Genomic DNA, 25,259 nt, shown 5'->3' with positions numbered 1-25,259 from the left:
TCTAAAACATCTTAATGAATGTAATTCTACCCTGGCTTAACTGTAACTTTATTACAAAATCTTAGGCCAAGTATAAGTGAACAAACCTCAGATAAAAGATACTGCCCCAGAATCGGAAACGTTTCCGATTCTGGGGCAGCATGGCTGCATAAATCTATTACCGGCTTGACAGACGCACAAAAATAGTCGACAATCAATTAATAATGTCGATAGGCAGGAAATTCAGAATACTTCGTGAACTTTCTATGTAATGAGAAGAAAGAGGAAGTGATGTCGTCAAAATCAGGTCAAGAACTACAAAAATGTATATTCCGTGGGGCAGCTAGATTATTAAGATTTGCTAAGGTGCCATTAACATATTACCTGAAAAGGAGAGAAGTTTATGAGAGGGAGATATTATGTAATTGATAACCGCAAGAAAAAGATAAATGAGAACTTCAATCCCACTACCAAAGGAACTGCAGCTATCTACTATTTAAGGACACCGAACAACTATACTGCCACTGTATTAGCAGCCCAAGAAGATAGAAGAAGAGGGATTATTTCAGCGAGTATTATCGTAGCCTCCCTATTCATCTATACAATAATTATCATGGTTACAAATTATAATTAACATGTTAATGTGAGCCAAGGGATAATAGTCGCTCATCGTATTCTCTTGTCGCACAAGCCATACACAAAGGTGGCTCGAAGTCATCAAACACTTGTTTGTTACATGAAGTGCAAAATCGTCGCTTTCCTTGATACAAAAGAACTTTGCCGGTAAGCAATCGATAAGATAAGGATTTAACTTCCATACTTATAGCTTTTGAGCGGCATATACTGACACATCTTTGACAGTGGACGCATTTCAGTGGTTCATAAATCAAGGTCAGCTGTTCCTTGGTGTCCGTTTTTGTTAACGCACCCTGGGGGCAAATCTCTGGACATTCCCCGCAATTTGTACAGCGATTGCTCACCTTTAATGCGGCAATAGGAAGTACCTCAATCTCGGATTTTCGGAATTTCCAGGTTTCCTCTAAGAACTGCCGAGTCTTGGGAATAAGATATGGCTCAAGGGAAGTATTCGCCCCTCGGATTGCTTCAAATTTCTCACGTCCGATGTCCCGCCAGCCCCTACTCTCGTTCTGGGCTTGAGCTGACACCGTTGATTCACTGTCTCCATCGTCAGCTGCAACCTTTATCAATACCGGCGGATGATTTTCCCATGCGTTGTGCAATTCCATAAAAATCTGCACACTTATTCCGCATGCTTTTTTATCCGGACAATCTGAACACACTCCGGTGAATATGGTTAATTCCTTCTCCCGAGCATATAACATTAGAGTCAGCCATAAATCCCGGTCAAAAATCCCCAGGCAAGGGATTTCATGACCTGCCGGAATTGCTTGTGGGCAGTTTAAAACAATTTTCTCTGAACTTTTGAGATACTCATAGAGCTTATCTATATCGCGATAGACAAATCCGTCACTGGGACATACTGCCGTGCAAATCCCGCACTCTGTGCAGCGCTTAGCATCAAGTTCACGATATATGGAAATGGCTTGATGAGGACAGGAATCGATACATAACCGGCAAAGATTATCAGAGGCCTTTTTTGCATTGAGACAATTATTTTGATTATATACAATCTGAAAATTATTCGTCATTAAGACACCTCTTCTGAACGGTTATATGTTCCCAACTAGAGACTGTTCAGCAACCCAGAAGTTATTCCACATCTAAAATAGAATCATAGCAGTAAATTCTTGATCATTTGATTCAGTTCATTAGCCCATTTTTATCTATAACTAAAACTTAAATAACAGACATTGATTAATCTGTCCTAAGTTGAGTTGGCTCTTTCAAGTGCTCTTTCAAGCAGAAGCTTATCTAACCTTGGAGGTTTAGTCAACATTCTAGATAGAATATCGTGTATCGTATCAATTTTGGGCAAGTAATTAATTTTCATATATCCACTCAATCCCTCTGAAATTAATCAGAGGGATTAAATGGATAACTTAAGCTAAATGCTTATTTCGCAGTGGAAGCGTATTTACCAGCTTTAATCTCTGTATCATCGGCATGTTCTGACCCATGATGGCCTAAGATATTGAAGTTTTCAGCTATGAATAGGTAGGCCAAACAAGCTATTGACACTAGTCCTAAGCTGACAACAAACTCTGACAAGGCAGGGACATAAGATCCGCCGTGTTGGTTCAGATATTTTCCCATTCCTGTGAACAGTACATCAAACCTGTTCATAACAACTCCGCTGACGGTAAGTATTCCAAACCAGATCAAGCCCTTACGGGTGCTGGACAAGGAACTGAATGCTATGATTATGGGAATTATTACCCCAAAGAACAGTTCGCACAGGAACATGATACCAGGCAAATCAAAGGCAAAAGCATTGGCAAAGGTTCCTCTTACCACCATATCCGTAATCTTTAACATCAGATACAAGATCATAGCTCCGGCAGATATTTTGACTAACCCTCTTAAAACTGGGACTTCTACTTTATGATTGAGTGCCTTCCCGGCTAAAGTGCTTTCGATAACAATCATACCTGCCCCAACGAAGAATGAGGATAACAGGAAGAACACCGGCAGAAATGCAGTCCACCAAAGTGGGTTCACTTTACCTACCATTAGATAAAACAGTTGGCCCAGTGATGATTGGTGCAAGGTTGGCAGTGTAATACCAATGATCAGCATTACAGGCATTGCTTTCTTCAGGTATTTGTGTGCCCCTTTAAATACTTTCTCGGTTCCTACTTCGCAGAATTCCAAGATCTGAATCACTGTATAACAAGAAATACACCAAAATACTTCAAACAATACACTGGCATGTCCCCATGATACGTAAGGTCTCCAGAAGTTGAACCATTGTCCTACTTCAATCAATAAACCAAGTACAACAACAATATAACCTAATAATGATGTCAACATTGCACTTCTTGCGATGGGATAAAACTTATCCCGGCGAAGCACATATACTATAAGGGCTGTTCCATATCCGCCTCCTGCCAGGGCTACCCCCAACAACACGTCAAAAGAAATCCAGAGTCCCCATGGCCATTGGTCGTTTAGGTTGGTTGTCGCACCCAGGCCTAAGACAAAACGCACCAGGATTACTGCTATAGCTGCAGCCGCTATGCCCGCAAAAACCCATCTCATGGGGGTCATTTTAAACTTCCACTTCACGGTGGACTTTTTAGCGCCTGCTTTACTTAAAACGGTAGTGACGAGTTCCATACATTTCCCTCCATTCTGTTTTTAATGTATTAATCTAGAGGTTCCTTGCCTTTATTGTTATAGACATATAATCCGGCTAATATGGCTGCCCAGCCAACTCCCACAAATGGTGTAGCTTTCATATATCCTTCTGTATAAGAAGGCAACGGCTTGGTTGTTACATCCGTTCTGAATCTCATCTGCTCAAACGGGGTATCTGAGATATAAAGCCAGGATGTTCCTCCTGCTTCTTTCTCTCCAAATACTCTATCTACATAACCGTGTTCTTTGATTCTCTTTTTGGCTTCGGCCAGTAATTCCTCTCTGTCCCCAAAGGTAATTGCTCCTGTCGGGCACACTGAGGTACAGGCAGTTTCCTGGTTATTAGCGACTCTTGTGGCGCACATTTGACATTTCCTTACTCCAGGAATGGCTTTCTTCCATTCGTATCTCAGGATGTCAAATGGACATGCCATCATGCAGTAACGGCAGCCTACACACAGCGACTGATCATAGATAACCGGTCCTTCGGGAAGCTTCTGGAATGCCTTGGAGAAACATGATGATACACAAGCGGGATCTTCACAGTGCATACATTGAGTTTTGACATATCGTGCCACGGATTCGCCGTCTTTTTCCAGGTCAAAACGATTTATCGATGTCCATTCTTCAGGCCATAAGCCATTGTTGGGTTCCTTTGCTCTGTCTACAGCAGTCTTGTTTTTTTCCTGCTCATCCCATTCAAGTTCATTCCACAATTTACAGGCGACCGAACAGCTTTCACAGCCTATACATTTTGGTATATCTACGAGTACTCCCTTTGCCATTTTTTCCACCTCCTACTTAAAATATTTTTTTGTCTTCGGATTTTTTAGGAATAAAATCATCAGCCCTGGAAACATAATGTGTATGCAGAAGTTCTTCTGCTTTTTCGCTCATCGGAGCGGTTAAGAAATCGGCATAGATTTGTTTGATCTCCGGATTATCATGACTGTTGCGCAATTTGGCCTTGGCATCAATATTGTATAAAGACGCAGCACGTCTATTGCGATCTTCGTCTGAAGGAGGTGATGAAGCACGGGGTTGACCGCCGCCATATTCACAGCCTCCGGGACAAGCCATTATCTCCATGAAAGCCCAAGGAGCATTCCCTGCTTTCATCTGATCCATTACCTTTCTGGCGTTAGCCAGACCGGAAATTACAGCAACTTTTACATCTCCTACACCGGGAATATTAACTGCGGCTTCTTTAACACCCTGCATTCCTCTTACCGGAGTTAAATTCCATAAGGCCGCGGGGGGCTGTTGCCCAGTTATCAGAAAATAGGCAGAACGTACAGCAGCTTCCATAACGCCACCGGTCGTGCCGAAAATTACTCCTGCACCTGTTCCGGTACCCATCAACTTATCGTACTCCTCTTCCGGAAGGGAAGCGAAATCGATACCGGCTCGCTTAATCATTCTGGCAAGTTCCCTTGTTGTAAGAACTACATCTACATCAGGTGAAACATTACTGTCATTTAACTCTTTACTGGCTGAATTCATTTCCGGGCGTTGACATTCAAATTTCTTTGCTGTACAAGGCATGATGGAAACTGAAAAAATCTTTTTGGGATCTACTTCTTTCTTCTCTGCGAAATAGGTTTTAATCAAAGCGCCTTCCATCTGCTGTGGAGACTTTGCTGATGATAAATTAGGAATAAGCTCAGGATAGAAATATTCCACAAACTTAACCCAGCCCGGGCAGCATGATGTCATCTGCGGAATAGGGTGATGCAATTCGCCAGTGACACGTTTAACCAGCTCTGTGCCTTCTTCCATAATGGTCAGGTCAGCTGTGAAGTTAGTATCAAAAACTACGTCAAACCCTAGCTTTCTCAAGGCTGCAACTTGTTTGCCCTGAACATTGGTTCCTACAGGCATACCAAATTCTTCGCCCAGACCAATACGGGTTGCCGGCGCAGTCTGCACTACAACTGTGACGTTGGGATCTGCGAGAGCTTTGAATACTTTATTAATATCATCCCGTTCTGAAATTGCTCCGGATGGGCACCATTGAATACATTGCCCGCAATTTACACAAACAAAATCCTTTTTAATGGGCAGTTCATAATTTCCAAAAACCGATTGAATTCGCTCACATACTTCAATACATTGTCCACAAAGAATACACTTTTGGTCATCTCTGACAATAGCCGGGTTCGCTGGATCAATGGGAACGCGACCGCGAACGTTGGTAGGCCAGTTACCTGGTGCGTTGTATTGGGTCGGCATCCAGCCATTGCCGCCAATGGCTTCATCAGCTGTTGCTGGGTCTCCACAACCAGTCAAGTTTAGCGAGATACCGACCAAACCTGCTGTTCCTCCAACAAACTTGAGAAAAGAACGTCTAGACAAATTTTTCACTGCTTTGCTTGCCATGTGTTTTGCCACCTCTTTTTAGTAAACTCTCATGCAAAATTGCTGTTGAATCTTATCCAAAGCAGTCGATTTGCATTTTTAACCAAGGCCTTTGAATATTTAAAATTTTTAAATTGTCTAAAAGCTAAAACCTTTATTTTTTGTGAACTATTACACTTAAATGTCACAGAGTAATCAATATAAGAGTTCTGAGTCTAATCGTGTACACGAAATTTAACAAAATAAAAATCAAAATAAAAATGGGTTGCAATTTGGATTGGTTATGGATAATAATAGCTAAATAAACAATAATGGTTGTGCGACCCGCTGACGCAATTCAGAAATCTCTAACCTTAAGATTTTGTGCTCCTTTCTTTAATGTTTGTTTTTCCGAAACATTCAACTCTCTATAGTTTAATCTCTTCATATTATCTGTCACGTTTAAGTACATAAAAAATATTTTTAGTAGTTAAATAAACATTTGGAAGGTTTTGAAACTATTGAACATATAGTTTCAAAAGGGCTGGAAAGGCCTGCTGGGTAGGCTTTGAGCTCATTTACTTATTGTAAAAACCAACAGCCCTACTAATCTATTAACAAAAAGAAATATACTGGTTTAAAAATCCTTTGGACGCAAAAATCATCGAAAATTAGAACGGAAGCCTGCATAAAAAGGCTTCCGCTTTTTTCTATCTACTTGTTCTAATTCTCTCCGTAATAGCAATTATCTATTGGGATATTTAGAATTTTTATATCTACATCCCCATAATCCCGATTTCGATCCTGCTAAATCATTTCAATACACTCGATAAGTTCCTTAGCTACATATTCCGCTTCATCAACCGTCAGCTTCGAATAAAGGGGAAGTGTGATTTCATTGGCATACTGGGCATGGGCATTCGGATAATCTTCCAGTCTATAACCCAGGTTCCTATAGAAGGTGAACATCGGCAGCGGCATAAAGTGTACATTTGTGGCAATATCTCTCTCACCTAACATCCTTATTACTCGATCTCTTTGTTCCTCACTAAAATCCTTCAGCCTCAGGGTATATAAATGATAGTTTGTTGCTACTTCATGATTTTTATCAAGAGGCAGAATCGCCCATTCTTTTGCGCCAAGTATTTCGCTATATACTTCATGGATTTCGGCTCTTTTTCTGATCATTTCTTCATGCCTTCGTAGTTGAACCCGCCCAATTGCTGCCATAATATCCGTCATATTGCATTTGAATCCATCGGTCAAGATATCATATTTCCAAGCACCGGCCTGGGTTTTTGACAAAGCATCCTTATTTTGGCCATGTAAGGATGTATATTTGAATTCTCGATATAAGTCTTCTTTGCCCTTAAAACTGTTGTCATTATAAGTAATAGCTCCTCCTTCTGCTGTGGTTAAGTTCTTTACAGCATGAAAAGAAAACACATGGAAATCCATCTGCCCTCCCACTTTCTGTCCCTTATACGCAGCCCCGAAGGAATGAGCGGAATCGGAAATCAAAGTTATATCTTCGCGACCTAGTGTTTTGAGGATCTGCCTTATAGCATCATAGTCAACCGGCACTCCGGCAATGTCAACGGTCATTATCGCCTTTGTCTTTGGTGTAATCGCGCTATAAATCTTCTCTTCATCAATCAGAAAGCTCCCTTTCTTAACATCGACAAAGGTGGGCATAATTCCACGATGAACAAGTACATTGGCGGTCGCAGCATAGGTGTAAGGAGTTGTTATCACTTCATCATCCCCACCTATACCTAACACTTTCAAAATCAGCTCCATGCCTGCTGTAGCACTGTTTAACGCAACTGCATACTGGGTACCGCAATAATCTGCTAATTCTTTTTCAAACAATGCTGTGTTTGGCCCTGTTGTGATCCAGCCGGATCTTAGAATTTCTGAAACGGCGGAAATTTCTTCTTCAGTTATGTCCGGTGGTGAAAAAGGTATTTTTTTGTACACTATTAAACCCCTCCATAATATTATCTCAAGATCTCAATCCAGCTTGGTTTGGTTAGCATCTATCTCTTTCCTATTCAGCATTCTTCGGCTAAAGTAAATCTTCCTGGGCGATTAAGACCTTAACCCCTAACCCTTCAATTTTCTCAATTTCCTCATCGGGTGCTTCCCAATCAGTAATGAGTATGTCTAGATCCTGCAAATCAATGGTTTTGGCAAAAAATTCCGTTCCCACTTTGTCAAAATTAGCCAGGCATACAGTTTGACGTGAAACTTCTGCTACGGTTCTTTGAAAAATTGCTCCTTCGGGAGTTGAGCTGCTCAGACCATGTTTTGCCGAGATTCCTCCACCGGTTAAGAAAGCCGTATCTAAGCGTAAGCTTCTCATGAATTCAGTGGCTAAAGGATCGACGATTCCTTCTTCACTTTTAACTTTTCCGCAGACGATATAGGTTTCAATATTGCGGTGATGTTGAAGTTTATCAGCAATAACCAGTGAATTCGTGATTACAGTATAATTCCAATCAACCGGTAGATATTTCAACAAAACATAGTGGATACTGGCCCCGCCGATAAAAATAGTATCCCCCGGCTCGATAAATGAAGTAGCCAGCTTAGCCACTGCATTTTGATGCTCAGTTCCCTCACTAAACCTAATGCGATCATCGATGGGAAATCTTCTGACCTTTGATAAAGGTACCGCCCCTCCGTGGGTTCTTTTTATAAGACCCTTTTGTTCCATGGTCGTCAGGTCTCTGCGAATGGTATCAATGGAAACTTCAAATTCTTGCGCCAGCTCTTTGGCAAATACCCTACCGAGAGACTTAAGTTTTCTAAGGATTACCTCTTGACGTTCCTCAGCAAACATAGTTAACAACTCCTCGTTGCTAATTATATCACGTTTTTTGCTGTTTTACACAGCAATTTCTGCACGATCATGCATTAATTTGCTTTTTTGAGTTAAGAGAAGAGATCGGCCATACCCACATTTCACTTCATAACATAAAGCAAAGCGGTCTCTTCCACTTCTACAAGGGAAAAAGACCGCTTTTAATACAAATAACCACTTTGAATTGAGCTTATTTATCATCATCAAATTCTTGTTCGTACTTATGACCTTTGTAGCGATTATACTTATTGGCAGCACTAAAGATCACGATAAATAGTGCTAAAAAAGAACTTATACCCACTACTGAATTTTGCCAGTCATATACTGGGGACTCCTGTATCGAATTGAAAATGACCACCGCTGATATGACCACTAATACTAAAATTGTTATACCTAAATTCCTTATGGGTTGCTTACTCTTACTGTAAACACTTACCTTCAGGATATGCATTCTTATAAACTGATAGAGCGGGAAAAATATCATAATTACATATTCAGTAATACATTCCTCCAAACTCATATTCAGTATCAAAGTTTTTACTAAAAACGAAAAAACTACGCCTATAAATACTATCATAGCTATTTCACTTCTGATTTTATTTTTTGCTTGCTCAATTCTTTCATCGTTCATCCTCTTTATCCCTCCCAAAAAATATCGTTTAATGTTTTACCTAAGGTTTTGCAGATAGCTATGCACAATTGTAATGATGGATTAAACTTCCCAGCTTCAATCATACCGATAGTTTGTCTTGTTACCCCCACTGCTTCTGCCAGTTCCTCTTGAGACATATCTAAAATAGCTCTTGCTGATTTCATTTTAAGATTCTTCAATAACCCGCCCTCCTTACATTGCAAATTATACACTATATATATCATTTTGTAAAATATATATTGCATTATACAAAAATAGCTCTACCTTCTTGCCGCTTTATGCCATAAAGCGCTAAGAAGGTAGAGCTTTCCTAATCGATTAAATTTGTCAAGCGGAAAATGAATGGAGTCCAGCTACAGATTTACTGGCGTCCTGTCCTTGTTCTGGTATCGGAAACAGGATGCAGAAACTTGTCCCAGTAGAATTAGAAAGGACACGAATCTTAGCATTGTGAGATTCAGCAATTCTATAAGATGTCGCTAACCCAAGCCCCGTGCCGTAGTTTTTAGTCGTAAAGAAAGGGGTTCCCAGCTTGTTAAGGTTTTCTTGTGGTATACCACATCCCTGGTCAATAATCTCGAGGGCGGCCATATTATCTTCTCTAAAACTTCTTATCGTAATTGAGCGGCCTTCATCCATAGATTCCAGACCATTGCGGACTAAATTCAGAACCATTTGAGAGATTTCTTTACAATTTAGCTGTAGGTCGGGAATCTCACTAAGAAGGAGATGAATTTGTTTATTTTGATTAATAGCATCGGCGCTTAAAAGCGGATATAAATTATTGAGGATTTCATTTAGATTTATGGTTTTCAGGTCTGCTTGTTTGATCTGAGCGAGGGAAAGAAATTCGGTGATGATGGCATTAGCCCGATCCAATTCGGAAATCATTAGCTCGAAGGTTGACTTTTGGTCTCCAAACACTGATTTCGAGCCCAATAGTTGTAGATATCCACGTACTACTGTAAGTGGATTGCGAATTTCATGAGCAAGTCCTGAGGCTAATTGCCCCACAAGGTAAAGTCGATCAAGTCTTGCTAATTCGTATTCTGTTATTTTTCGGCTTGTAATATCTCTAAGATAACAAGTCAGGCCGCCTTCCATTGGGTACGCCCTAACTTCCAGCCATTTATCCTCTAACTCCTTAGACAAGAATTCAAAGGAGACCGACTTCTTTTCAGTCAGTACCTCGTAGAAGTGATTTAGGACGGTGTCAGTTACCCAGGCTAATTCAGTTATTATTTTCCCTGCTAACTCAGCGTGAGATTTGGCGAAAGTAATTTCTCCAGCACGATTGATATAGGTTATTTGCCAGTTCTTATCGATAGCAAAAAAAACATCTGGCATATTCTTTATAATATCCGCAATAAATTGGTTACTGCGAGAAAGTTCCGCCTCTAAGGTTAAGTATTTGGTAAGTTGCTCTATTTTTTCCGTTTGCATCTGTTCCCGTTCAGAAATCTCAGATTTAAGTAATTTATTTGCATTCAACAATTCACTTGTTCGTTCCTTCACTAACCACTCCAAATTGTATTTATTATATAATTCTCTTTCAGTATATCTATAAAGGATGATTGAAATTAAAAGTGCCATGGGGAAGACTAAAGAAGCATTCATTATATTAGCTTGAAAAGTTTCTAAGTTTGTCTGATTTATATATAAGCCAACTATCAGGAGTAAATAAGATTGTATAAATAAAAGAATTGAGTATTTAGGTCTTAACGGAAACAAAATCGAGATACAAAGACAACAAATAATATATACTGAAATTTGACCATTAAGGTAGGGAGATACCCAGCCCGATAGTAAGGAACTCATGTTTAGACCCAGAAATAGATTAACCTGCAAATAGATTTCTTTTTGAGATTCTTTATCTAAATAAGTGATCAAGATACCATAGACCGCTATGCAAAAATAGGATATATGAATATAGCATAATAATTTATAGGCATTATTAGTATGCCATAAGCCTGTGACTCTGTTATTATTATCGATCAATAATATAATGGAGATTAAGATCAAAAACATGATTGATAGGCATTTCATCCTTTTATGGTTAATAATCCTAATGTCACACCTAATTCTCATGTTTTGTTTTTCTAAATCAGTGCTCAACATGATCCTCCTAAAGCCCAAAAACTGGGAGATTACTAATTGTTTATCAATTTGATACTTCCACGTTGTCCCTGATATTCCTGCTATTTTCATGAAACTTTCGGAAAAATTGAAGTATCCAGTCGAATGAACAAAAGAACCGCAAAAAAAATGCCCTAGCATTTAGCTAGAGCATTTCCACATGCAATCTCTCACTTTTGAATTAGGGGGAGCGGTAAAATCAACCTATCCCAGGATTCGACTTTCTTAGGACGCTTATTTAATATCTAGAATTTGATAGCGTATGACACCTGCCGGAACATTTACCTCCACAACAGACCCTTTAGTTTGACCCAAGACTGCTTTTCCCACCGGAGATTCATTGGATATTTTATTCGTGCCAGGATCAGCCTCTGCTGAGCCGACAATAAAATACTCTTCCTCATCTCCAAATTCCAAGTCTTTAAGACGGACTTTTGCCCCAACGGCCACAGTGTCAGTTCCCTCTAGTTCATCAATAATCCGCGCATTCCTAAGCATTTTCTCAAGAGTAATAATCCGCCCTTCAATAAAGGCTTGGTCATTTTTCGCATCATCGTACTCGGAGTTCTCACTAATATCCCCAAAGTCTATAGCCTGCTTAATGCGCGAGGCAACTTCCCGCCTCTTTACGGTTTTAGTTAGCTCTAACTCTTCCTCTAACTTCTTGAGGCCTTCTAATGTTAAAATAACTTCTTTTTCAGCCATAGTATCTCTCTCCCTTTTCTCGCCCTACTCATTTTTGCACTCTTTTTTATCGTCCCGCACACTATTAAACCCTCTTATGCTTAATCATTATTGTCTAGAATCTTATCTTCATAATAATCTTTAATTACATTACTCGTTATTATATGAATCTTGCAAAATATTGTCAAGGATTCAGTTCTTATCCATTAGGAGTTTTAACAATACCCAATAGCTATAACTACCTTACAGGATTAGACATTACATTATGAACAATTTCTAAAAACTTCAGTCAGAGCTGCGCTGCTGTTGTTTAGCCTTAAAGAGAATTATTAAAGGAATAACCATTAAGTTTGCAGAATACAAGCAGTATGTTATTTTCAGGAAGGAGTTTTCCGGATGTATCCCGTTATCTCTTTGTTTAGTGGCGCAATGGGTTTAGATTTAGGTTTAGAGCAAGCGGGATTGGATATTAAAATAGCGCAGGATATCGACCAATGGTGTGCGCGTACCATGGCCGCAAACAATCGTCAGTTTGTACATGGGGATATTCGTCAATTGGTGGCAAATGACCCCAACTGTAGGTTCTTGCTTGATCCATCCGGACTTAAAACCGGCGAAGCTTTTGCTGTAGTGGGCGGCCCTCCCTGTCAACCATTTAGTACAGCAGGTAAACGTTTGGGCACAAATGATCCACGCGGTAGTTTATTTATGGAATTCATTCACGTGATAAGTGTTGTGCGACCTCGCTTTTTTGTCATGGAAAATGTGAAAGGTTTGTTGTCAGCAGCCATAAATCAGCGACCACTTGGTGAGCGTAGAGATTGCCCCATAGAACCCGATGAAATTGCCGGTTCAGTATTCGAGGTCATAAAACAAGAGTTTAATAAATTAGGATATAAACTCGTTTATGGTATTCTGGATGCAGCTCACTACGGGGTTCCCCAATTTAGAGAAAGACTTATAATCTTAGGTTCCCGTGACAATGAAAACATATTTTTACCTATACCCACCCATTTTCAGACCCATCAAAATTCCTCTTATCGCTGGAGAACTCTGCGCGATGCCATTGAAGATTTAGAGGCTGATCCGGGGTTATTTGCGACATTTTCCCCAGAACGACTGTCTTATTTGAGAGATATCCCCATGGGCGGCAATTGGAGGAACTTACCCCCTGAAGTGGTTCGCACTGCAATGGGTGGTGCATTCAAGAGCGGAGGTGGAAATGCAGGCTTTTATCGCCGTTTAGATTATGACCAACCCTCACCTACTCTAGTGACAAGTCCTGTTCAAAAGGCTACAATGCTTTGCCATCCTACCCAAGACAGAGCACTATCTGTAAAAGAATATGCTCGTATTCAACAGTTCCCTGACAATTGGAGAATAGAAGGCAGACTTACTGATTGTTACCGACAAATAGGCAACGCGGTTCCTACTGGGTTAGGTATAGCAATTGGGCAAATGCTAATTGCTGTTGCTAACAATAAGGCAGTAATAATAACACGGCGAACTCGTGGCACCTCTGTCCATGAACAATTATAAACATTTGGCCTAGGCATTCAGCCTAGGCCTTAAATATTCCCCATTAATCGTTTTACTTAGCTGTTTTTATCACCCAAACCAATCGGTTATACATGTAGTTTGACATTAGCTTATACCCTTTGTCGTTGGGATGAAGCCCATCTGACAACAACCCATCTAAATCCTCTTGATCTGTAGGAAATGTACTCCAAACGTCTAATAAATGTACTCCAGCCTTAGCTGATACCTTTTTGATGGCCGCTCTAATACCCAAAAACAAAGATTCGTCATCAGAAACCATGGGAGGCTCTACAATGCAAAAAATATCCGCTTTGGGGGCTTTACGTTTAATCACCCGAATTAACAGTTCATACTTTTTACTAAACTGATAGGGCGTGTATTCATTCCTATCGTTTCTTCCCACACAAATGAAGACAACATCTGTATCACTTTCTATCTCAGTTGCTCTTGTTAAACAATAGTCTACAAGAGTTCCTGAGGAAGCTTTGTTGTCCCAGGATATTCTATGGGAATACTTCTCGGCTAAAGCTCTTTTCAGCTCTCTAGTCCACCCGGTTCTTAAGGGATTCGTGGCCCCCTGACTAACGGCGATTGAGTCTCCTAAAATCACAGCATTAACTGTACCAGTTTCTATCTTTTGAATACCTGTCACGGTATCAACCTTAGCAACTGTCTCAGTCAACCTTCTCTCTGCCGCCTGTACTGTTACCGGATCACCAAAATTCAGCAAAGAGAGCAGCATTGTTCCCGATATTAAATAGATAGTTAACTTTCTCATGACCCTTACTCTCTTTCTTGTGCCTGAATACACCATCTTCTATCTTTTCCGTTCAGTTTTTCTGTCAGGCACAATCATCTCATAACTTTATTGCGAAGTAAGGGGAAATTTGTCTAAACTCAACTAAAAAGCTCCCATCCTTAGATGAGAGCTTCGGGAGTCATTACTTAATCATGATTTCTTTTCCTTCTTTACGCATTTTGGCAAATTCTGATGTTGCTGTGAAGATCACGTCTGAAGACGAATTAAGTGCCGTTTCAAAAGAGTCCTGCAAAACACCTACGATAAAACCTACCCCTACAATCTGCATTGCAATCTCATTTGAGATTCCGAATAGACTGGCGGCCAGAGGAATCAGCAAAAGAGAACCACCGGCGACTCCGGATGCGCCACAAGCGCTAATCGCTGCTAATACACTAAGAATTAATGCCGTAGCCATATCAACTTGGATGTTCAGGGTGTTAACTGCTGCAAGGGTCATAACAGTAATGGTTATTGCTGCACCAGCCATATTAATTGTGGCACCCAAGGGAATCGACACCGAATAAGTATCTCTATCTAAACCTAGATTTTCGCACAAGCTCATATTAACCGGAATATTTGCTGCTGAGCTGCGTGTAAAGAATGCTGTAATGCCACTTTCCTTTAAACACTTCAGTACTAAGGGATATGGGTTTTGGCGGATATTTAGATAAACAATAATTGGATTAACGACAAGGGCGATAATCACCATGCAGCCCAGGAGCAGGGCCAATAATTGGGCATAGCCGAGTAAGACCTTTAGGCCACTGGTGGCAATGGAATCAAACACAAGCCCCATGATACCTAAGGGGGCGAATTTAATGACCCATCTTACCATTTCAGTTAAGGCCTCGGAAAAATTGGCCATCATCGTTTTGGTCGAATCCGAGGCTTTTTTTAAGGCATAGCCAAGAACTAAAGCCCAAGCTAATATTCCAATATAATTGGCATTGTACAATGCTTTTATCGGGTTATCGACAACATTTAAGAGTAATGATTTCAGAACCTCCACGACCCCTCCGGGGGGTTTGATATCTTGAGCTCCTGTTGTGAGAGTTAAGGTTACTGGGAACATAAAGCTCAGAATAACCGCAACAAACGCAGCTATGAAAGTCCCTAGAAGATATAGGATGATAATTGATTTCATATTAGTTTTATGTCCAGTCTTATGTTGAGAGATGGCTGACATGACTAGGAAGAAAACCAATATCGGTGCTATCCCTTTTAACGCTCCAACAAATAATGTGCCGAAAATTGTGATTGGTTTTGCCAGTTCCGGAATTGTTGTAGCTAAGATTATGCCGATGATCAGACCAATGATTATTTGTTTTACCAGACTCAATTGATTCCATTTGTTGATTAGATTTTTCATGCACTTTCCCCCTGAATTTAAGATAAGCTGCTCCAAAAATTATATTATACTTGCTTTGAGGCCTTGAACTCAACTTTTTTTAAGATCTTTATTTATTCTCCCTTCTTAAAGACCATACAATACCTTATTTCTGCATTTTTTACAGGTTGATGAACACTCCTCAAAATAGAATAAATTCCAAGAACATCCAATAGACATGTTGAATAGAATGGACTAAGATCCTCACAGTCTTTACAATCTTATAATAGGGAGTGACGCATATGATTCTTACTGCATTAATAATAATCATAATCTTATTGTTGGTAATCATTTGGGAGCTATTGGCACTACTTCGCAGACCACCTCACCCACCGGTTCCGCCCAAGCCTCCCCACCCCTGCCACTGATAAAAGCAGTTCTCAAAGTTATGGCCTAGGTATAGTTTACCTAGGCCATTTTACTGCTCCCAAGGATACTTATAAAGGATAATCTCCCAACAACCCTGAGATTAGTTGTTGATATTAGTTTTCTATTGATTGTTGAATACCCCCAATTTTTTAGGGAATGATGAAAATGCCGCCTCATAACCCAACCCAGCATCCTATAATTTACAAATATAATTTAGTATCTTAATGCTTAAAAAATGAAAAGCTAAAAAAGCTTAAAATTTGAAAGGAGGTTTTTTCTTATGATGGGAATTAGACGAAGAAGTAGTTTATTTAGTACTCGCTCGCTGATCATCCATGCCGTCGGCATCGGCGCTGCAGTCTGGTTAGGTAAAGTCTGGGGCGATAACGATTATTAAGGTAAAAAAGCCGTCCGAAAGGACGGTTTTATCTTTAGGGCAGGAGTACAGCCTTGATTCATTATATACAAAACCTCCCAGTGTAAAGACCTCTTACTTGGAGATAATATGTTTACAATGAATTGTTCTTCTTAAAGGAATAAAGCCAACAACTTGCGAGAAGAACCATTCGTTTTAGAATAAACAGGAGAGCTGAATATCAGCTCTCCTCTTAATATTTAGCAAACTAATTAGTTTGGGTTGAGTTATTTCTAAATATAATTGAAACCCCAGATAAGAATATACACTAGTATGATTACATAAAGTATCATCTGGAATATGGTCAGGGGGAGACTCTTTCTGTATTTATAGTACTGTGACATGTTTTATCTTCCTTTCCCCTTTGTGTCTTCGGCTATTTCCCTGATTCAAGTCTTTCTAATTCCAACGGGTGGTCTTCTTCCATTTCTTCTCTAGACATGGTCCCTTTGTACCAAACATGGTTCATCGGAAAGAACCTGGGGCTAAAGTGAGAGTTGAAAAAGTGCCATATAAATATAGCGCTGATGGCCAGAATTGCTTCGTCTGTATGTGCATACCTAGCTGAATCTATTACCCACCTGGGTATGTACTGGGTAAATATCTCCGGAAACCACATCATTAATCCTGATCCGCCCATAATCGCCATACCCCAGAAGACGGCCCAGTAGTCAAATTTTTCTTTATACGTGTAGCGATCGAATTTAGGCGGATCTTTTCTCAGACCTGTTAAATACTGGACATCTTGAACCACGTCAACAAAGTCTTTACCCTTCGGCAATATTGCCCAGGATGTCTTTTTAGTCAACAAGGGATATAGGACTAAGTAGATTAAATGATAGATAAAAGCTAACAGCATAACTGCTCCACCTGCAAGATGTACGGTAAAGAGATTATCGAAGCCGCCAAACAACGCTACAATCCAAACAGAGACACTATTTTGCTCAAACTTAATGGGTAATCCGGTAATTGTTAACACAAAAAAACTACTAAACATTCCGATATGCTGGATACGTTGGTGAAGATCAAAACGTTGAAACACATCCTTATTGTCCACGATTCGCCACCTCTTTCCGTTCCCGAAGAATTGTACGCAGGTTATGAAATAGCTGAAGTTCAATATGGATAACTAAGGCTGTAATAATGATCAGGGTAAGCCAGATAAAAAACTTACCTGTATAGTACATTGGAGCTCCTGGTCCGCCAGGCTTAAGCTCGTAGTGATCCTCTCCTTCTGCAAATCCAGGTGATGCCTTCCCATGACAACTGGCACAAGTATCTGGAATGTTTTGTTTAGCTACTTTAGAGCCTGAACTATTTGGACCGAGAATATCGTGGAAGCCATGGCAATCGGCACAACTGGCAGACTTTTCACTTCCCAGATGAACAGCTTTACCATGAAAACTTCTGGCATAACTATCCGTTACCTGACCTTTATGACAGCTTGTGCAGGTGGCTACACTTTCTTTTTTATTTAATGCGGCTCCTTGAGAGTGGGGATACCCAGTAATTCCTGTGTGACAGCTGGTACAACTTAAAAAGCTGTGTTCCGATCTTTCAATCTTAGTTTTTTGATCCCCATGGCATTGAAGACAATTTTCTTGAGCTTGAACCGGAGTTGCCGGGATAGCTACAGCTACAAATATTAGCATTAGGAGACCCAACACTTGCCATAACCGTCCCTTGATTAATTCAAACATACGATGCACCTCTTTTAATTTAGATTTTATATCTATCCTCAGTGCCGAAGTTATTATAACGCAAATAAGCGTGCAGTATACGCACGCTTATTTGAATGATCACTGACTTCCTACCCCCAAGGGAGTAGTGCAATATTCTTCTAATTCCAAAGAAAAAGGTCTTAATGCTAAAAACTCAGTAATTACGACGATTAATAGCTCGCAATAAGACGAACGCAATTTATTATATGGAAGGTTTTTCCACATGCCACCTTGAATGGTATAACATAAATTTCTGAATTTGGAGGTTTCCTTTATGAAGAATTGCACTTTAATTGCAAGCCCACTTAATGAAGAAGGACTATGGATAGCAGAAATACTTGAAGTAAAAGGGTGCATAACCCAAGGAAAAGATCTTTTTGAGGTAATACAAAGAGCCGAAGAACTGAGAGACGCCATTGAGACAATTGACGGACTTCAATTCAACGAAGAGGAGTCCAGCGAAAATAAGGTGGAGCCAGAAAAGACCGATGAGGATGTTATCGGATATTTTGTATCTCATAAAAACAAAGCTAACGGTTCTATTTGTTCAAGTATTAGTGAAGTCTTAGGAATTATTCAGGAGTTTGATTCTGTTGACGATAGAGGCACCAAGGCCTTTAGGAGACATTTAGGAATTATGCTAACACATTTATCTCTCCAAACTCCAACCCTTAGCATTGGCCACTGGACTATACAATGCAAATCCATGAAAAAGCAGCTGGCAAATGCCCCCAAGTGGGACGGTTGGAAAGATAAGTGGAATGGAGGCGAGGAATCCGCCTAAAATAAGAAAGGAATCCCTGTCTTAGTTAGGGATTCCTTTCTTTATTAATCTTAACTTTTATGTTCAAGAGGACTTCTATCTTTACCGCTATACACGGGAAATGATTCATTATCTGTCTCTAACTAAATTACTCAGAGTATTCATTAGTCGGCAACATTCTTAGCAGGGTGGGGATCATACCAATTAACAGTAAAGTAAGAATCAACTTCATGCTTAGCCATCTCCTTTCGAATGTCGTTGAGGATCTTCATTAAATATAATTAATAGATGTTGCTTTTTCGTGACCTATTTGTGTAGAATCTGTGATTAATTCTTTTAGTGATCATGACGCTATGCAGCACTATCTGGGGATGAGAATAGGGTCGCTTGGGTCAGGCGGCACCGGCAGAGGATGAAAAACTAAAGGACTATCTTCCGAGCACGCTAAATATTCCACGAAGCCTTACTAAAGTCCTCCTAAGTACTGCTAATATTTGCAAACTGCTTGAAGGAGCGCTTGTCTGCTAAGCGGCTGCGTCAGTGAAGCCGCGCTAAGGCGAGGGCCGACGGTTCGCGTCCCCGTAGCGCGCCGCAGGTTCACATTCGACGGAACACGATGTTCCTAGTGCCGCATGCGCCACGGACGGCATAGCATGCGGCCAGAAATGCCCGGAGGTTCGGACGCGCTCGCGAACCGTCCAGCGAGCCAGCGGCGGAACTCGCAAACGCGTGCAGATCGACGAAGACACTGTCTTCGCACGGGTTAAACCTTCTTACAGCACCGTCTTCGCACGGGTTAACACAGCTAAAAAGCGCTCCCTCCAGAGCCCGACAGAATCGTCCCCGCCAGGATGGATTTCCCAGATTAATATCTATTGCCACAAGATTTCATGACATTAGCACAAATCACCAACATCATAGGTAACGAGTGATCCATAAGAAAAAGCGCCTCTCCATTAAGGGGAGAGGCGCTTTTTCTTACTCTATTCCTAAATAATGCTTACAGATTCCAGCTGTCCGTTACTATCGAAATTTTTAGTTGCTGAGAAATATTCACATATTTATTAATTCTTTGGCCCGGCAGATCGAATGTCAGCTGAAACATCCTCAAACCTTTTAAAATTTTGCCGAAAGCTCTCTGCTAAAGTATTTGCTGTTTTATCATAAGCCTCAGTGTCTGCCCAGGTATTCCGTGGGGTTAAAACCTCCACAGGCACTCCATTCACTGCTTCTGGGATCATAAGACCAAAGACCGGATCAGGCTGATAAGCAGCTTTTTCTAATTCTCCATTTAAAGCGGCAGTTATCATAGCTCTGGTATATGTAAGATTCAAGCGTTTCCCAACCCCATAGGGACCGCCAGACCAACCGGTATTCACTAAGTAAACCGTCGAATTATGTTCATCAATCCGTTTTCCCAGCATCTCCGCATAAACTGCCGGACTCAAGGGTAAAAAAGGTTCCCCAAAACATGTAGAGAATGTAACCTGAGGCTCTGTGATACCCCTCTCTGTCCCAGCCAGCTTAGATGTGTAACCTGACAGAAAATGATACATAGCCTGCTCTTTGGTAAGTTTGGAGATGGGGGGTAATACTCCGAAGGCATCAGCTGTCAAAAAAACAACCACCCGGGGATGCCCTGCTTGGCTCGGAATTAAAGCATTATCAATATAAGTTACCGGATAACCTGCCCGGGTATTTTCTGTAAGGGAGCTGTCTTTGTAATCAGGAAGCCGTGAATCGGGATTTAAAACCACATTTTCAATAACTGTTCCGAAGCGGATAGCATTCCAAATCTGGGGTTCCTTTTCTTGGGATAGATCTATGCACTTGGCATAGCATCCACCTTCAAAGTTAAATATACCGCTTTCCGACCAGCCGTGCTCATCGTCCCCTATCAGTCTGCGTTCGGGATCAGCTGACAAGGTAGTTTTTCCTGTACCGGATAAGCCAAAGAAAAGAGCCACATCTTGATTGGCCCCCACATTGGCCGAGCAATGCATGGGCAACACTTCGCGAAATGGCATTAAATAATTCAGGGCACTGAAAATCGACTTTTTCATTTCGCCAGCGTATTCAGTGCCGCCTATAATAATTACTTTTTTCTCAAGGGACAAAATGACATAGGCTTCGGAGTTGGTTCCATCTGTTTGAGGATCTGCAGTCAGCCCAGGGGTGCAGATCAGAGTAAACTCAGGTTGGTGGTTCTCCAGTTGTTTTTCCGTTGGTCTAATAAATAACTGTTGAACAAAAATATTGTGCCAGGCATATTCATTAATTACCCGAATTGGCAGGCTATATTTGTCGTCTGCCCCTGCAAAACCGTCAAACACAAAATAGTCTTTAGTCTCTAGATAATCTAACGCCCGACGATATAATTTATCAAATGTTTCAGGACTAATAGGTTTATTAACCTTTCCCCAAGCAATTTGCCCTTTGATGGAAGGTTCATCAACAATAAAGCGGTCTTTGGGCGAGCGGCCAGTGTAGTTTCCCGTAGAACAACAAAGAGCCCCGTTGTTAGTCAACACTCCCTCTTGGCGAGCTAAAGCTATTTCCACCAGCTTACTCACCGGAATATTCCTGCCAACAGGAGCCTTTACTGTGAACAAGTGATCGATATTGGAATTAGTACCCATCTCTTATTTAACCCCCTAGATTTATCTATTATGTATACCCATTGATTGAAGACACTTAATACACAATTTATTGAGTTCTTAGGTTTTACCATCGACATTCTGAAGGAGTAACTAAGCGCATGAATATTCACGACGCGGACTTTGAACATTGTATACATTGAACAATTATGACTCTTAGGTTATATTAACAGAAACCGCCTAACTTTTCCAAGCATTTTTTACCAAGGATATAAAATCCAATTTTGATAAATTATAAGTAAACATTAAGATTACGAAATAGTGAGGTATCATAATGGACGATAAGTTGATTTTCCGTTTAAAAGAATTCTATACCCTAGAAACCTTTCAAGTTGCTTTTTATGAATCACAAGTCTCATCATCTACCAATGAATATTACAAAAAAGCATTCAAAAAAATGGTGGAAATCGAAAGTGGACACGCAGATTTCTTTGCCCAAGTCTTAACCAAGGCTGATATTGAAGTTCCTACGATTATCGGCTCAGCCTTTGAACTGGCCGGCGGCTTTCTTGGGGATATGGTTAGTCTAACCGGTTCTGACAACACCTGCAAACTTGGGATTGCTCTGGAAAATAAAGCTATGGAAGCTTATCGGACTTTTATTGATGAGAGTAAGGACAAACATTATTCTGAACTTCGCAATACTCTTATGGATTATCTTCTGGATGAGGAATTCCATACACTTTGGCTCCGAGATTATATGGAAAATCACCCTCAATAAAGGGATTTTCAGTTTTTCTATCCCCTAAGCAGGTTTTTTAATCTTTCTAGCGAATCACTAAATTAGAGGTGATAATTATGAAGACCCAGTATCTAGTGATTCCCGTATCCGATGAAGAGCGCAAACGACTTAACTACGTATGCACCAAGCTGGGTATTACCATCGAACAATTCTTTGATACCGCTCTTCGTGAAGGAGAAATGGAGATACTCAGTACAGATGCTTTTAAACCAGGTGGCTCATTTTGGAACATCGAAGAACACCCATTCAAGAACGACTCTGAATAACCAAAATACTTTTACTCTCTCTGCATTTATAATATAATCTAATTTAGCTGTTCGGAAGTTAATCAATTCTAAACAACATAAGAAGGTGGCGGAATATTCATGAGCGATGATAATAAATCTGATTTAGAACGTTTAACGGATAGTTTAGAAAAAAATGCTGATAAGCCTAATCAATCACTTGGCCTAGTTAGTTTCACAGATCTCTTTACTCCGGATTTTATGAGCAAATATACTAAGTTTGCTAATTTTGGCGAACTGCTTATCGTAGGAAAGTATAATGTAAGTAGATTTGAGGAATTCTTAGCTCTTCTCAACGCAGAATTTGATAAATTTATTGCTAAAAACTCCAATTTTAAAACTTGGGAAGAAATGCAGTCTACCGCAGTCTCCGAATACTATAAGAGGCAGGAAGCTGCTAAGCAATAGTCTATTACACAGTTACAAGCCATCACTATTCGTGATGGCTTGTTTGTTTAGCGATACTATAGCTTATTTAGCCTGGAGCTTTAAAGCCATTTCCTTTGTGGCTTCACGAATAGTATCTATCTTGTACTTTTTATTCTTCTGAGTAACTCCTATAAAGTCAAACTTCTCGGCTTTTACATGAGTAAAAAGTCTTTCCATTGAGGTTAGGCAGGTTGTTATTCCATTGCCGCTCCCCCCGGCTGCTGCTACTGATATTACCGGTTTCTCCTCTAAGCAGGTCTTTTCCTTTTTTATACCCTCACATCGTCTTAAGCGATCAGTAAAGGATTTAGCGGACTCACTCATTTCACCCCAGTATACAGGGGAAACTAGGACAAAGGCATCCATGTCCTTCATTGAAGCATGTAAATTCTGAAAGTCATCAACTACTTGACACTGATGCTCATTACGACAGGTTCCCCAGCCATTACCACAAGCATGGCAGCTCCCAATTTTTTGTTGATTCAAGTTAACCATGATTACCTTTGCGCCTGTCTCCTCTGCTCCTGATTTGGCAGCATTTCCGCAGGCTGCAGTAAGCCCATCCATATTCGGGCTGCTTGTTAAAATCATCACGTTCATCATATCATATCCTTACATTTCTTAATTCTCTTTACTATTGTATCAGGAAAGCAATTTCCCTTAAAGGATTTTCATGCCCAATCCGCTCGAATAATCTCCTCTGCAGAGATAATTCTCCTAAATCTTTTAGACACAGCGATTGACTATGATATAATATTTTCGTTACTTATCCCAAGCTCAAGTGCCATGAAGGTGTATGCGTATGGATATTAAAAGCCATCTAAAAGACAGATTGACCAACAAACTTCCCGCCCTGAGCCACTATAATTTTCGAATTTTTTGGTTGGGACAATGGGTTTCTTTAATTGGAACATGGATGCAGAGTATCGGACAAACTTGGCTTGTCTTTTCACTGACTGATTCCCCTTTATTGGTAGGCTTATTAGGAGCGGTTCAGTTTCTGCCGATTACTTTATTTTCCTTGTTTGCTGGGGTTGTTATCGACAAGTATCCCAAAAGAACCATACTTTTAATAACACAATTCACTTCAATGATCTTGGCCTTCACATTATTTATCCTTGTTTATACGGATACGGTTCGTTATGAATATATTCTCATTTTAGCTCTCCTGCTTGGCTTCTTAAATACGGTTGATTTACCTACCAGACAATCCTTTACCATTGAAATAGCGGGCAAGCAAGATTTAATGAACGCCATTGCTTTGAACTCTGCCACCTTTAATCTAGCTAGAATTCTGGGCCCATCCATAGGAGCTTTGATTATGGCTTCATTAGGAGCGGAATGGTGCTTTTTCCTAAATGGATTAAGCTTTATGGCAGTACTCCTCAGCCTGCTTAAAATCAAGGTTAACCCCTACGTACGAAAGCAAGTTGCTACTAATGTCCTGAGAGAAATCAAAGATGGGCTAAAGTACATCATCCATGAACCATTACTTGTTAAAACTACATTGATGGTTTTAATAATTGGACTGTTTGTTTTTAACTTTAATGTCTTAATCCCAGTATTCACTAAAAACGTTCTTCACCAAGAAGAGTATGTCTATGGAATCTTAATGTCATCTCTAGGAATAGGCTCTTTTATTGGTGCCTTAATGGTATCCTTAAACAGTAAATCTGGGCCTAAAGCTAATGTTTTAGTAGGTAGCAGTGTGGCAATTTCAATTTGTTTGATGATTATCAGCCTTACCAAAGTGTACTATTACTCTGGATTCCTATTAATCGTCACAGGAATCTTTAATATTTGGTTTAGTACAACAGCAAATTCCACTCTCCAAATCCATGCTAAAGATGAGTATCGAGGAAGAGTAATGAGCGTTTACTCACTTGTCTTTGCCGGGGCAACCCCCCTTGGGAATATGTTCGCAGGTTACATTGCGGATAGATTGGGAGCTCAAACAGCGTTTTTTCTTACCGGAGCCCTATGCCTGTCTTCAATTTTATTACTAACTACCATATTTAAGCTTAGGACTTATCGCGATAAATCCTCGCCCAAGACCACCTAAGGTAATCACAACCTTCAGCTAAAGCTGAACATCGAGACTTCAGAGGGGAACTATTCAGCGAAGCAGAATACGGCCCATCTCCTGATAAGAAATGGGTGTCTCAAGTTTGATTAAAAAAAGATGCTATATAGATAATATACTCCCGCAATACTAGCA

The 25,259-nt window shown here is 40.3% G+C and carries 23 protein-coding genes; 7 read left to right on the top strand and 16 right to left on the bottom strand.

Going from position 1 to position 25,259, the window contains the following annotated elements; translation table 11 throughout:
• Positions 1-382 precede the first annotated feature (382 nt).
• Entirely contained in the window at positions 383-613 is a 231-nt protein-coding gene (locus DESMER_RS06070; protein ID WP_014902190.1) for a hypothetical protein, read from the top strand.
• Positions 614-617: 4 nt separating this feature from the next.
• Here DESMER_RS06070 and DESMER_RS06065 read toward each other — a convergent pair whose 3' ends face one another.
• From DESMER_RS06065 to greA, 10 genes are all read right to left on the bottom strand, one after another.
• Positions 618-1,649, bottom strand: coding sequence for a 4Fe-4S dicluster domain-containing protein (locus tag DESMER_RS06065; protein ID WP_014902189.1), 1,032 nt, complete (start codon positions 1,647-1,649; stop codon positions 618-620).
• Between the two features lie 364 nt (positions 1,650-2,013).
• A complete protein-coding gene (gene nrfD / locus DESMER_RS06060; RefSeq protein ID WP_014902188.1) occupies positions 2,014-3,237 on the bottom strand; it encodes an NrfD/PsrC family molybdoenzyme membrane anchor subunit in 1,224 nt (407 codons plus the stop codon).
• Between the two features lie 29 nt (positions 3,238-3,266).
• Positions 3,267-4,043, bottom strand: coding sequence for a 4Fe-4S dicluster domain-containing protein (locus DESMER_RS06055; protein ID WP_014902187.1), 777 nt, complete (start codon positions 4,041-4,043; stop codon positions 3,267-3,269).
• Between the two features lie 16 nt (positions 4,044-4,059).
• Positions 4,060-5,637 (bottom strand): [FeFe] hydrogenase, group A, encoded by a 1,578-nt coding sequence (locus DESMER_RS06050; protein ID WP_014902186.1) that lies wholly within the window; start codon positions 5,635-5,637, stop codon positions 4,060-4,062.
• Positions 5,638-6,402: 765 nt separating this feature from the next.
• Positions 6,403-7,575 (bottom strand): DegT/DnrJ/EryC1/StrS family aminotransferase, encoded by a 1,173-nt coding sequence (locus DESMER_RS06045; protein ID WP_014902185.1) that lies wholly within the window; start codon positions 7,573-7,575, stop codon positions 6,403-6,405.
• Positions 7,576-7,663: 88 nt separating this feature from the next.
• Positions 7,664-8,440, bottom strand: a complete 777-nt coding sequence (locus tag DESMER_RS06040; RefSeq protein ID WP_014902184.1) for a DeoR/GlpR family DNA-binding transcription regulator — start codon at positions 8,438-8,440, stop codon at positions 7,664-7,666.
• Positions 8,441-8,651: 211 nt separating this feature from the next.
• On the bottom strand, positions 8,652-9,092 hold the full coding sequence (locus DESMER_RS06035; RefSeq protein ID WP_014902183.1) for a DUF6773 family protein: 441 nt from the start codon (positions 9,090-9,092) through the stop codon (positions 8,652-8,654).
• Positions 9,093-9,097: 5 nt separating this feature from the next.
• Entirely contained in the window at positions 9,098-9,292 is a 195-nt protein-coding gene (locus DESMER_RS06030) for a helix-turn-helix transcriptional regulator (protein WP_014902182.1), read from the bottom strand.
• Between the two features lie 148 nt (positions 9,293-9,440).
• Positions 9,441-10,628, bottom strand: a complete 1,188-nt coding sequence (locus DESMER_RS24290) for an ATP-binding protein (RefSeq protein ID WP_242831052.1) — start codon at positions 10,626-10,628, stop codon at positions 9,441-9,443.
• Between the two features lie 855 nt (positions 10,629-11,483).
• On the bottom strand, positions 11,484-11,954 hold the full coding sequence (gene greA / locus DESMER_RS06020) for a transcription elongation factor GreA (RefSeq protein WP_014902180.1): 471 nt from the start codon (positions 11,952-11,954) through the stop codon (positions 11,484-11,486).
• Between the two features lie 375 nt (positions 11,955-12,329).
• On the opposite strand from greA, the gene DESMER_RS06015 reads away from it, so the two are divergent.
• Positions 12,330-13,472, top strand: a complete 1,143-nt coding sequence (locus DESMER_RS06015; RefSeq protein ID WP_014902179.1) for a DNA cytosine methyltransferase — start codon at positions 12,330-12,332, stop codon at positions 13,470-13,472.
• Positions 13,473-13,524: 52 nt separating this feature from the next.
• Here the strand turns inward: DESMER_RS06015 and DESMER_RS06010 are convergent, their stop codons facing one another.
• The 4 genes from DESMER_RS06010 to DESMER_RS05995 all read right to left on the bottom strand — a co-directional run bounded on the left by DESMER_RS06010 (position 13,525) and on the right by DESMER_RS05995 (position 18,145).
• Entirely contained in the window at positions 13,525-14,250 is a 726-nt protein-coding gene (locus tag DESMER_RS06010) for an SGNH/GDSL hydrolase family protein (RefSeq protein WP_014902178.1), read from the bottom strand.
• A gap of 163 nt (positions 14,251-14,413) precedes the next feature.
• Positions 14,414-15,643 carry a serine/threonine transporter SstT gene (gene sstT, locus DESMER_RS06005; RefSeq protein ID WP_014902177.1) on the bottom strand — a complete coding sequence of 410 codons (1,230 nt, stop codon included), beginning with the start codon at positions 15,641-15,643 and terminating at the stop codon, positions 14,414-14,416.
• Between the two features lie 1,178 nt (positions 15,644-16,821).
• On the bottom strand, positions 16,822-17,502 hold the full coding sequence (locus DESMER_RS06000) for a formate dehydrogenase subunit gamma (RefSeq protein WP_042333436.1): 681 nt from the start codon (positions 17,500-17,502) through the stop codon (positions 16,822-16,824).
• Positions 17,492-18,145 carry a molecular chaperone DnaJ gene (locus DESMER_RS05995; RefSeq protein WP_042333434.1) on the bottom strand — a complete coding sequence of 218 codons (654 nt, stop codon included), beginning with the start codon at positions 18,143-18,145 and terminating at the stop codon, positions 17,492-17,494. The genes DESMER_RS06000 and DESMER_RS05995 overlap by 11 nt, the downstream gene beginning before the upstream one ends.
• Before the next feature lie 295 nt (positions 18,146-18,440).
• Here DESMER_RS05995 and DESMER_RS05990 point away from each other — a divergent pair, with 295 nt between their 5' ends.
• Positions 18,441-18,950, top strand: coding sequence for a type II toxin-antitoxin system HicB family antitoxin (locus tag DESMER_RS05990; RefSeq protein ID WP_014902175.1), 510 nt, complete (start codon positions 18,441-18,443; stop codon positions 18,948-18,950).
• A gap of 1,043 nt (positions 18,951-19,993) precedes the next feature.
• Here DESMER_RS05990 and pckA read toward each other — a convergent pair.
• Positions 19,994-21,568: a phosphoenolpyruvate carboxykinase (ATP) gene (gene pckA / locus DESMER_RS05985; RefSeq protein ID WP_014902174.1), complete on the bottom strand. Its 1,575-nt coding sequence runs from the start codon at positions 21,566-21,568 to the stop codon at positions 19,994-19,996.
• Positions 21,569-21,860: 292 nt separating this feature from the next.
• Between pckA and DESMER_RS05980 the strand changes: the two genes are divergently transcribed.
• From DESMER_RS05980 to DESMER_RS05970, 3 genes are all read left to right on the top strand, one after another.
• Complete coding sequence (locus DESMER_RS05980; RefSeq protein WP_014902173.1) at positions 21,861-22,307, top strand: demethoxyubiquinone hydroxylase family protein; 447 nt, start codon at positions 21,861-21,863, stop codon at positions 22,305-22,307.
• Positions 22,308-22,384: 77 nt separating this feature from the next.
• A complete protein-coding gene (locus DESMER_RS05975) occupies positions 22,385-22,594 on the top strand; it encodes a hypothetical protein (protein WP_014902172.1) in 210 nt (69 codons plus the stop codon).
• Positions 22,595-22,693: 99 nt separating this feature from the next.
• Positions 22,694-23,020: a hypothetical protein gene (locus DESMER_RS05970; protein WP_014902171.1), complete on the top strand. Its 327-nt coding sequence runs from the start codon at positions 22,694-22,696 to the stop codon at positions 23,018-23,020.
• A gap of 63 nt (positions 23,021-23,083) precedes the next feature.
• On the opposite strand, the gene DESMER_RS05965 is transcribed toward DESMER_RS05970, so the two are convergent.
• Entirely contained in the window at positions 23,084-23,644 is a 561-nt protein-coding gene (locus tag DESMER_RS05965) for a flavodoxin family protein (RefSeq protein ID WP_014902170.1), read from the bottom strand.
• Between the two features lie 199 nt (positions 23,645-23,843).
• Here DESMER_RS05965 and DESMER_RS05960 point away from each other — a divergent pair, with 199 nt between their 5' ends.
• A complete protein-coding gene (locus tag DESMER_RS05960; RefSeq protein ID WP_014902169.1) occupies positions 23,844-25,103 on the top strand; it encodes an MFS transporter in 1,260 nt (419 codons plus the stop codon).
• Positions 25,104-25,259 lie beyond the last annotated feature (156 nt).

The organism is Desulfosporosinus meridiei DSM 13257, from assembly GCF_000231385.2.
In the GTDB taxonomy this organism is placed as follows: Bacteria; Bacillota; Desulfitobacteriia; order Desulfitobacteriales; family Desulfitobacteriaceae; genus Desulfosporosinus; species Desulfosporosinus meridiei.
The sequence above is the reverse complement of the archived record's forward strand: the minus strand, read 5'-3'. Positions and strand labels throughout refer to the sequence as shown.

Bases quoted from the DNA above. Each gene is read 5' to 3' on its own strand.
- DESMER_RS05960 (WP_014902169.1), top strand. From the start codon at position 23,844: ATGGATATTAAAAGCCATCTAAAAGACAGATTGACCAACAAACTTCCC.
- DESMER_RS06035 (WP_014902183.1), bottom strand. From the start codon at position 9,092: ATGAACGATGAAAGAATTGAGCAAGCAAAAAATAAAATCAGAAGTGAA.
- DESMER_RS06070 (WP_014902190.1), top strand. From the start codon at position 383: ATGAGAGGGAGATATTATGTAATTGATAACCGCAAGAAAAAGATAAAT.
- nrfD (WP_014902188.1), bottom strand. From the start codon at position 3,237: ATGGAACTCGTCACTACCGTTTTAAGTAAAGCAGGCGCTAAAAAGTCC.
- greA (WP_014902180.1), bottom strand. From the start codon at position 11,954: ATGGCTGAAAAAGAAGTTATTTTAACATTAGAAGGCCTCAAGAAGTTA.
- pckA (WP_014902174.1), bottom strand. From the start codon at position 21,568: ATGGGTACTAATTCCAATATCGATCACTTGTTCACAGTAAAGGCTCCT.
- DESMER_RS06040 (WP_014902184.1), bottom strand. From the start codon at position 8,440: ATGTTTGCTGAGGAACGTCAAGAGGTAATCCTTAGAAAACTTAAGTCT.
- DESMER_RS05995 (WP_042333434.1), bottom strand. From the start codon at position 18,145: ATGTTTGAATTAATCAAGGGACGGTTATGGCAAGTGTTGGGTCTCCTA.
- DESMER_RS06055 (WP_014902187.1), bottom strand. From the start codon at position 4,043: ATGGCAAAGGGAGTACTCGTAGATATACCAAAATGTATAGGCTGTGAA.
- DESMER_RS06050 (WP_014902186.1), bottom strand. From the start codon at position 5,637: ATGGCAAGCAAAGCAGTGAAAAATTTGTCTAGACGTTCTTTTCTCAAG.
- DESMER_RS06015 (WP_014902179.1), top strand. From the start codon at position 12,330: ATGTATCCCGTTATCTCTTTGTTTAGTGGCGCAATGGGTTTAGATTTA.
- DESMER_RS05990 (WP_014902175.1), top strand. From the start codon at position 18,441: ATGAAGAATTGCACTTTAATTGCAAGCCCACTTAATGAAGAAGGACTA.
- DESMER_RS05975 (WP_014902172.1), top strand. From the start codon at position 22,385: ATGAAGACCCAGTATCTAGTGATTCCCGTATCCGATGAAGAGCGCAAA.
- DESMER_RS06010 (WP_014902178.1), bottom strand. From the start codon at position 14,250: ATGAGAAAGTTAACTATCTATTTAATATCGGGAACAATGCTGCTCTCT.
- sstT (WP_014902177.1), bottom strand. From the start codon at position 15,643: ATGAAAAATCTAATCAACAAATGGAATCAATTGAGTCTGGTAAAACAA.
- DESMER_RS05965 (WP_014902170.1), bottom strand. From the start codon at position 23,644: ATGATGAACGTGATGATTTTAACAAGCAGCCCGAATATGGATGGGCTT.
- DESMER_RS06065 (WP_014902189.1), bottom strand. From the start codon at position 1,649: ATGACGAATAATTTTCAGATTGTATATAATCAAAATAATTGTCTCAAT.
- DESMER_RS05980 (WP_014902173.1), top strand. From the start codon at position 21,861: ATGGACGATAAGTTGATTTTCCGTTTAAAAGAATTCTATACCCTAGAA.
- DESMER_RS05970 (WP_014902171.1), top strand. From the start codon at position 22,694: ATGAGCGATGATAATAAATCTGATTTAGAACGTTTAACGGATAGTTTA.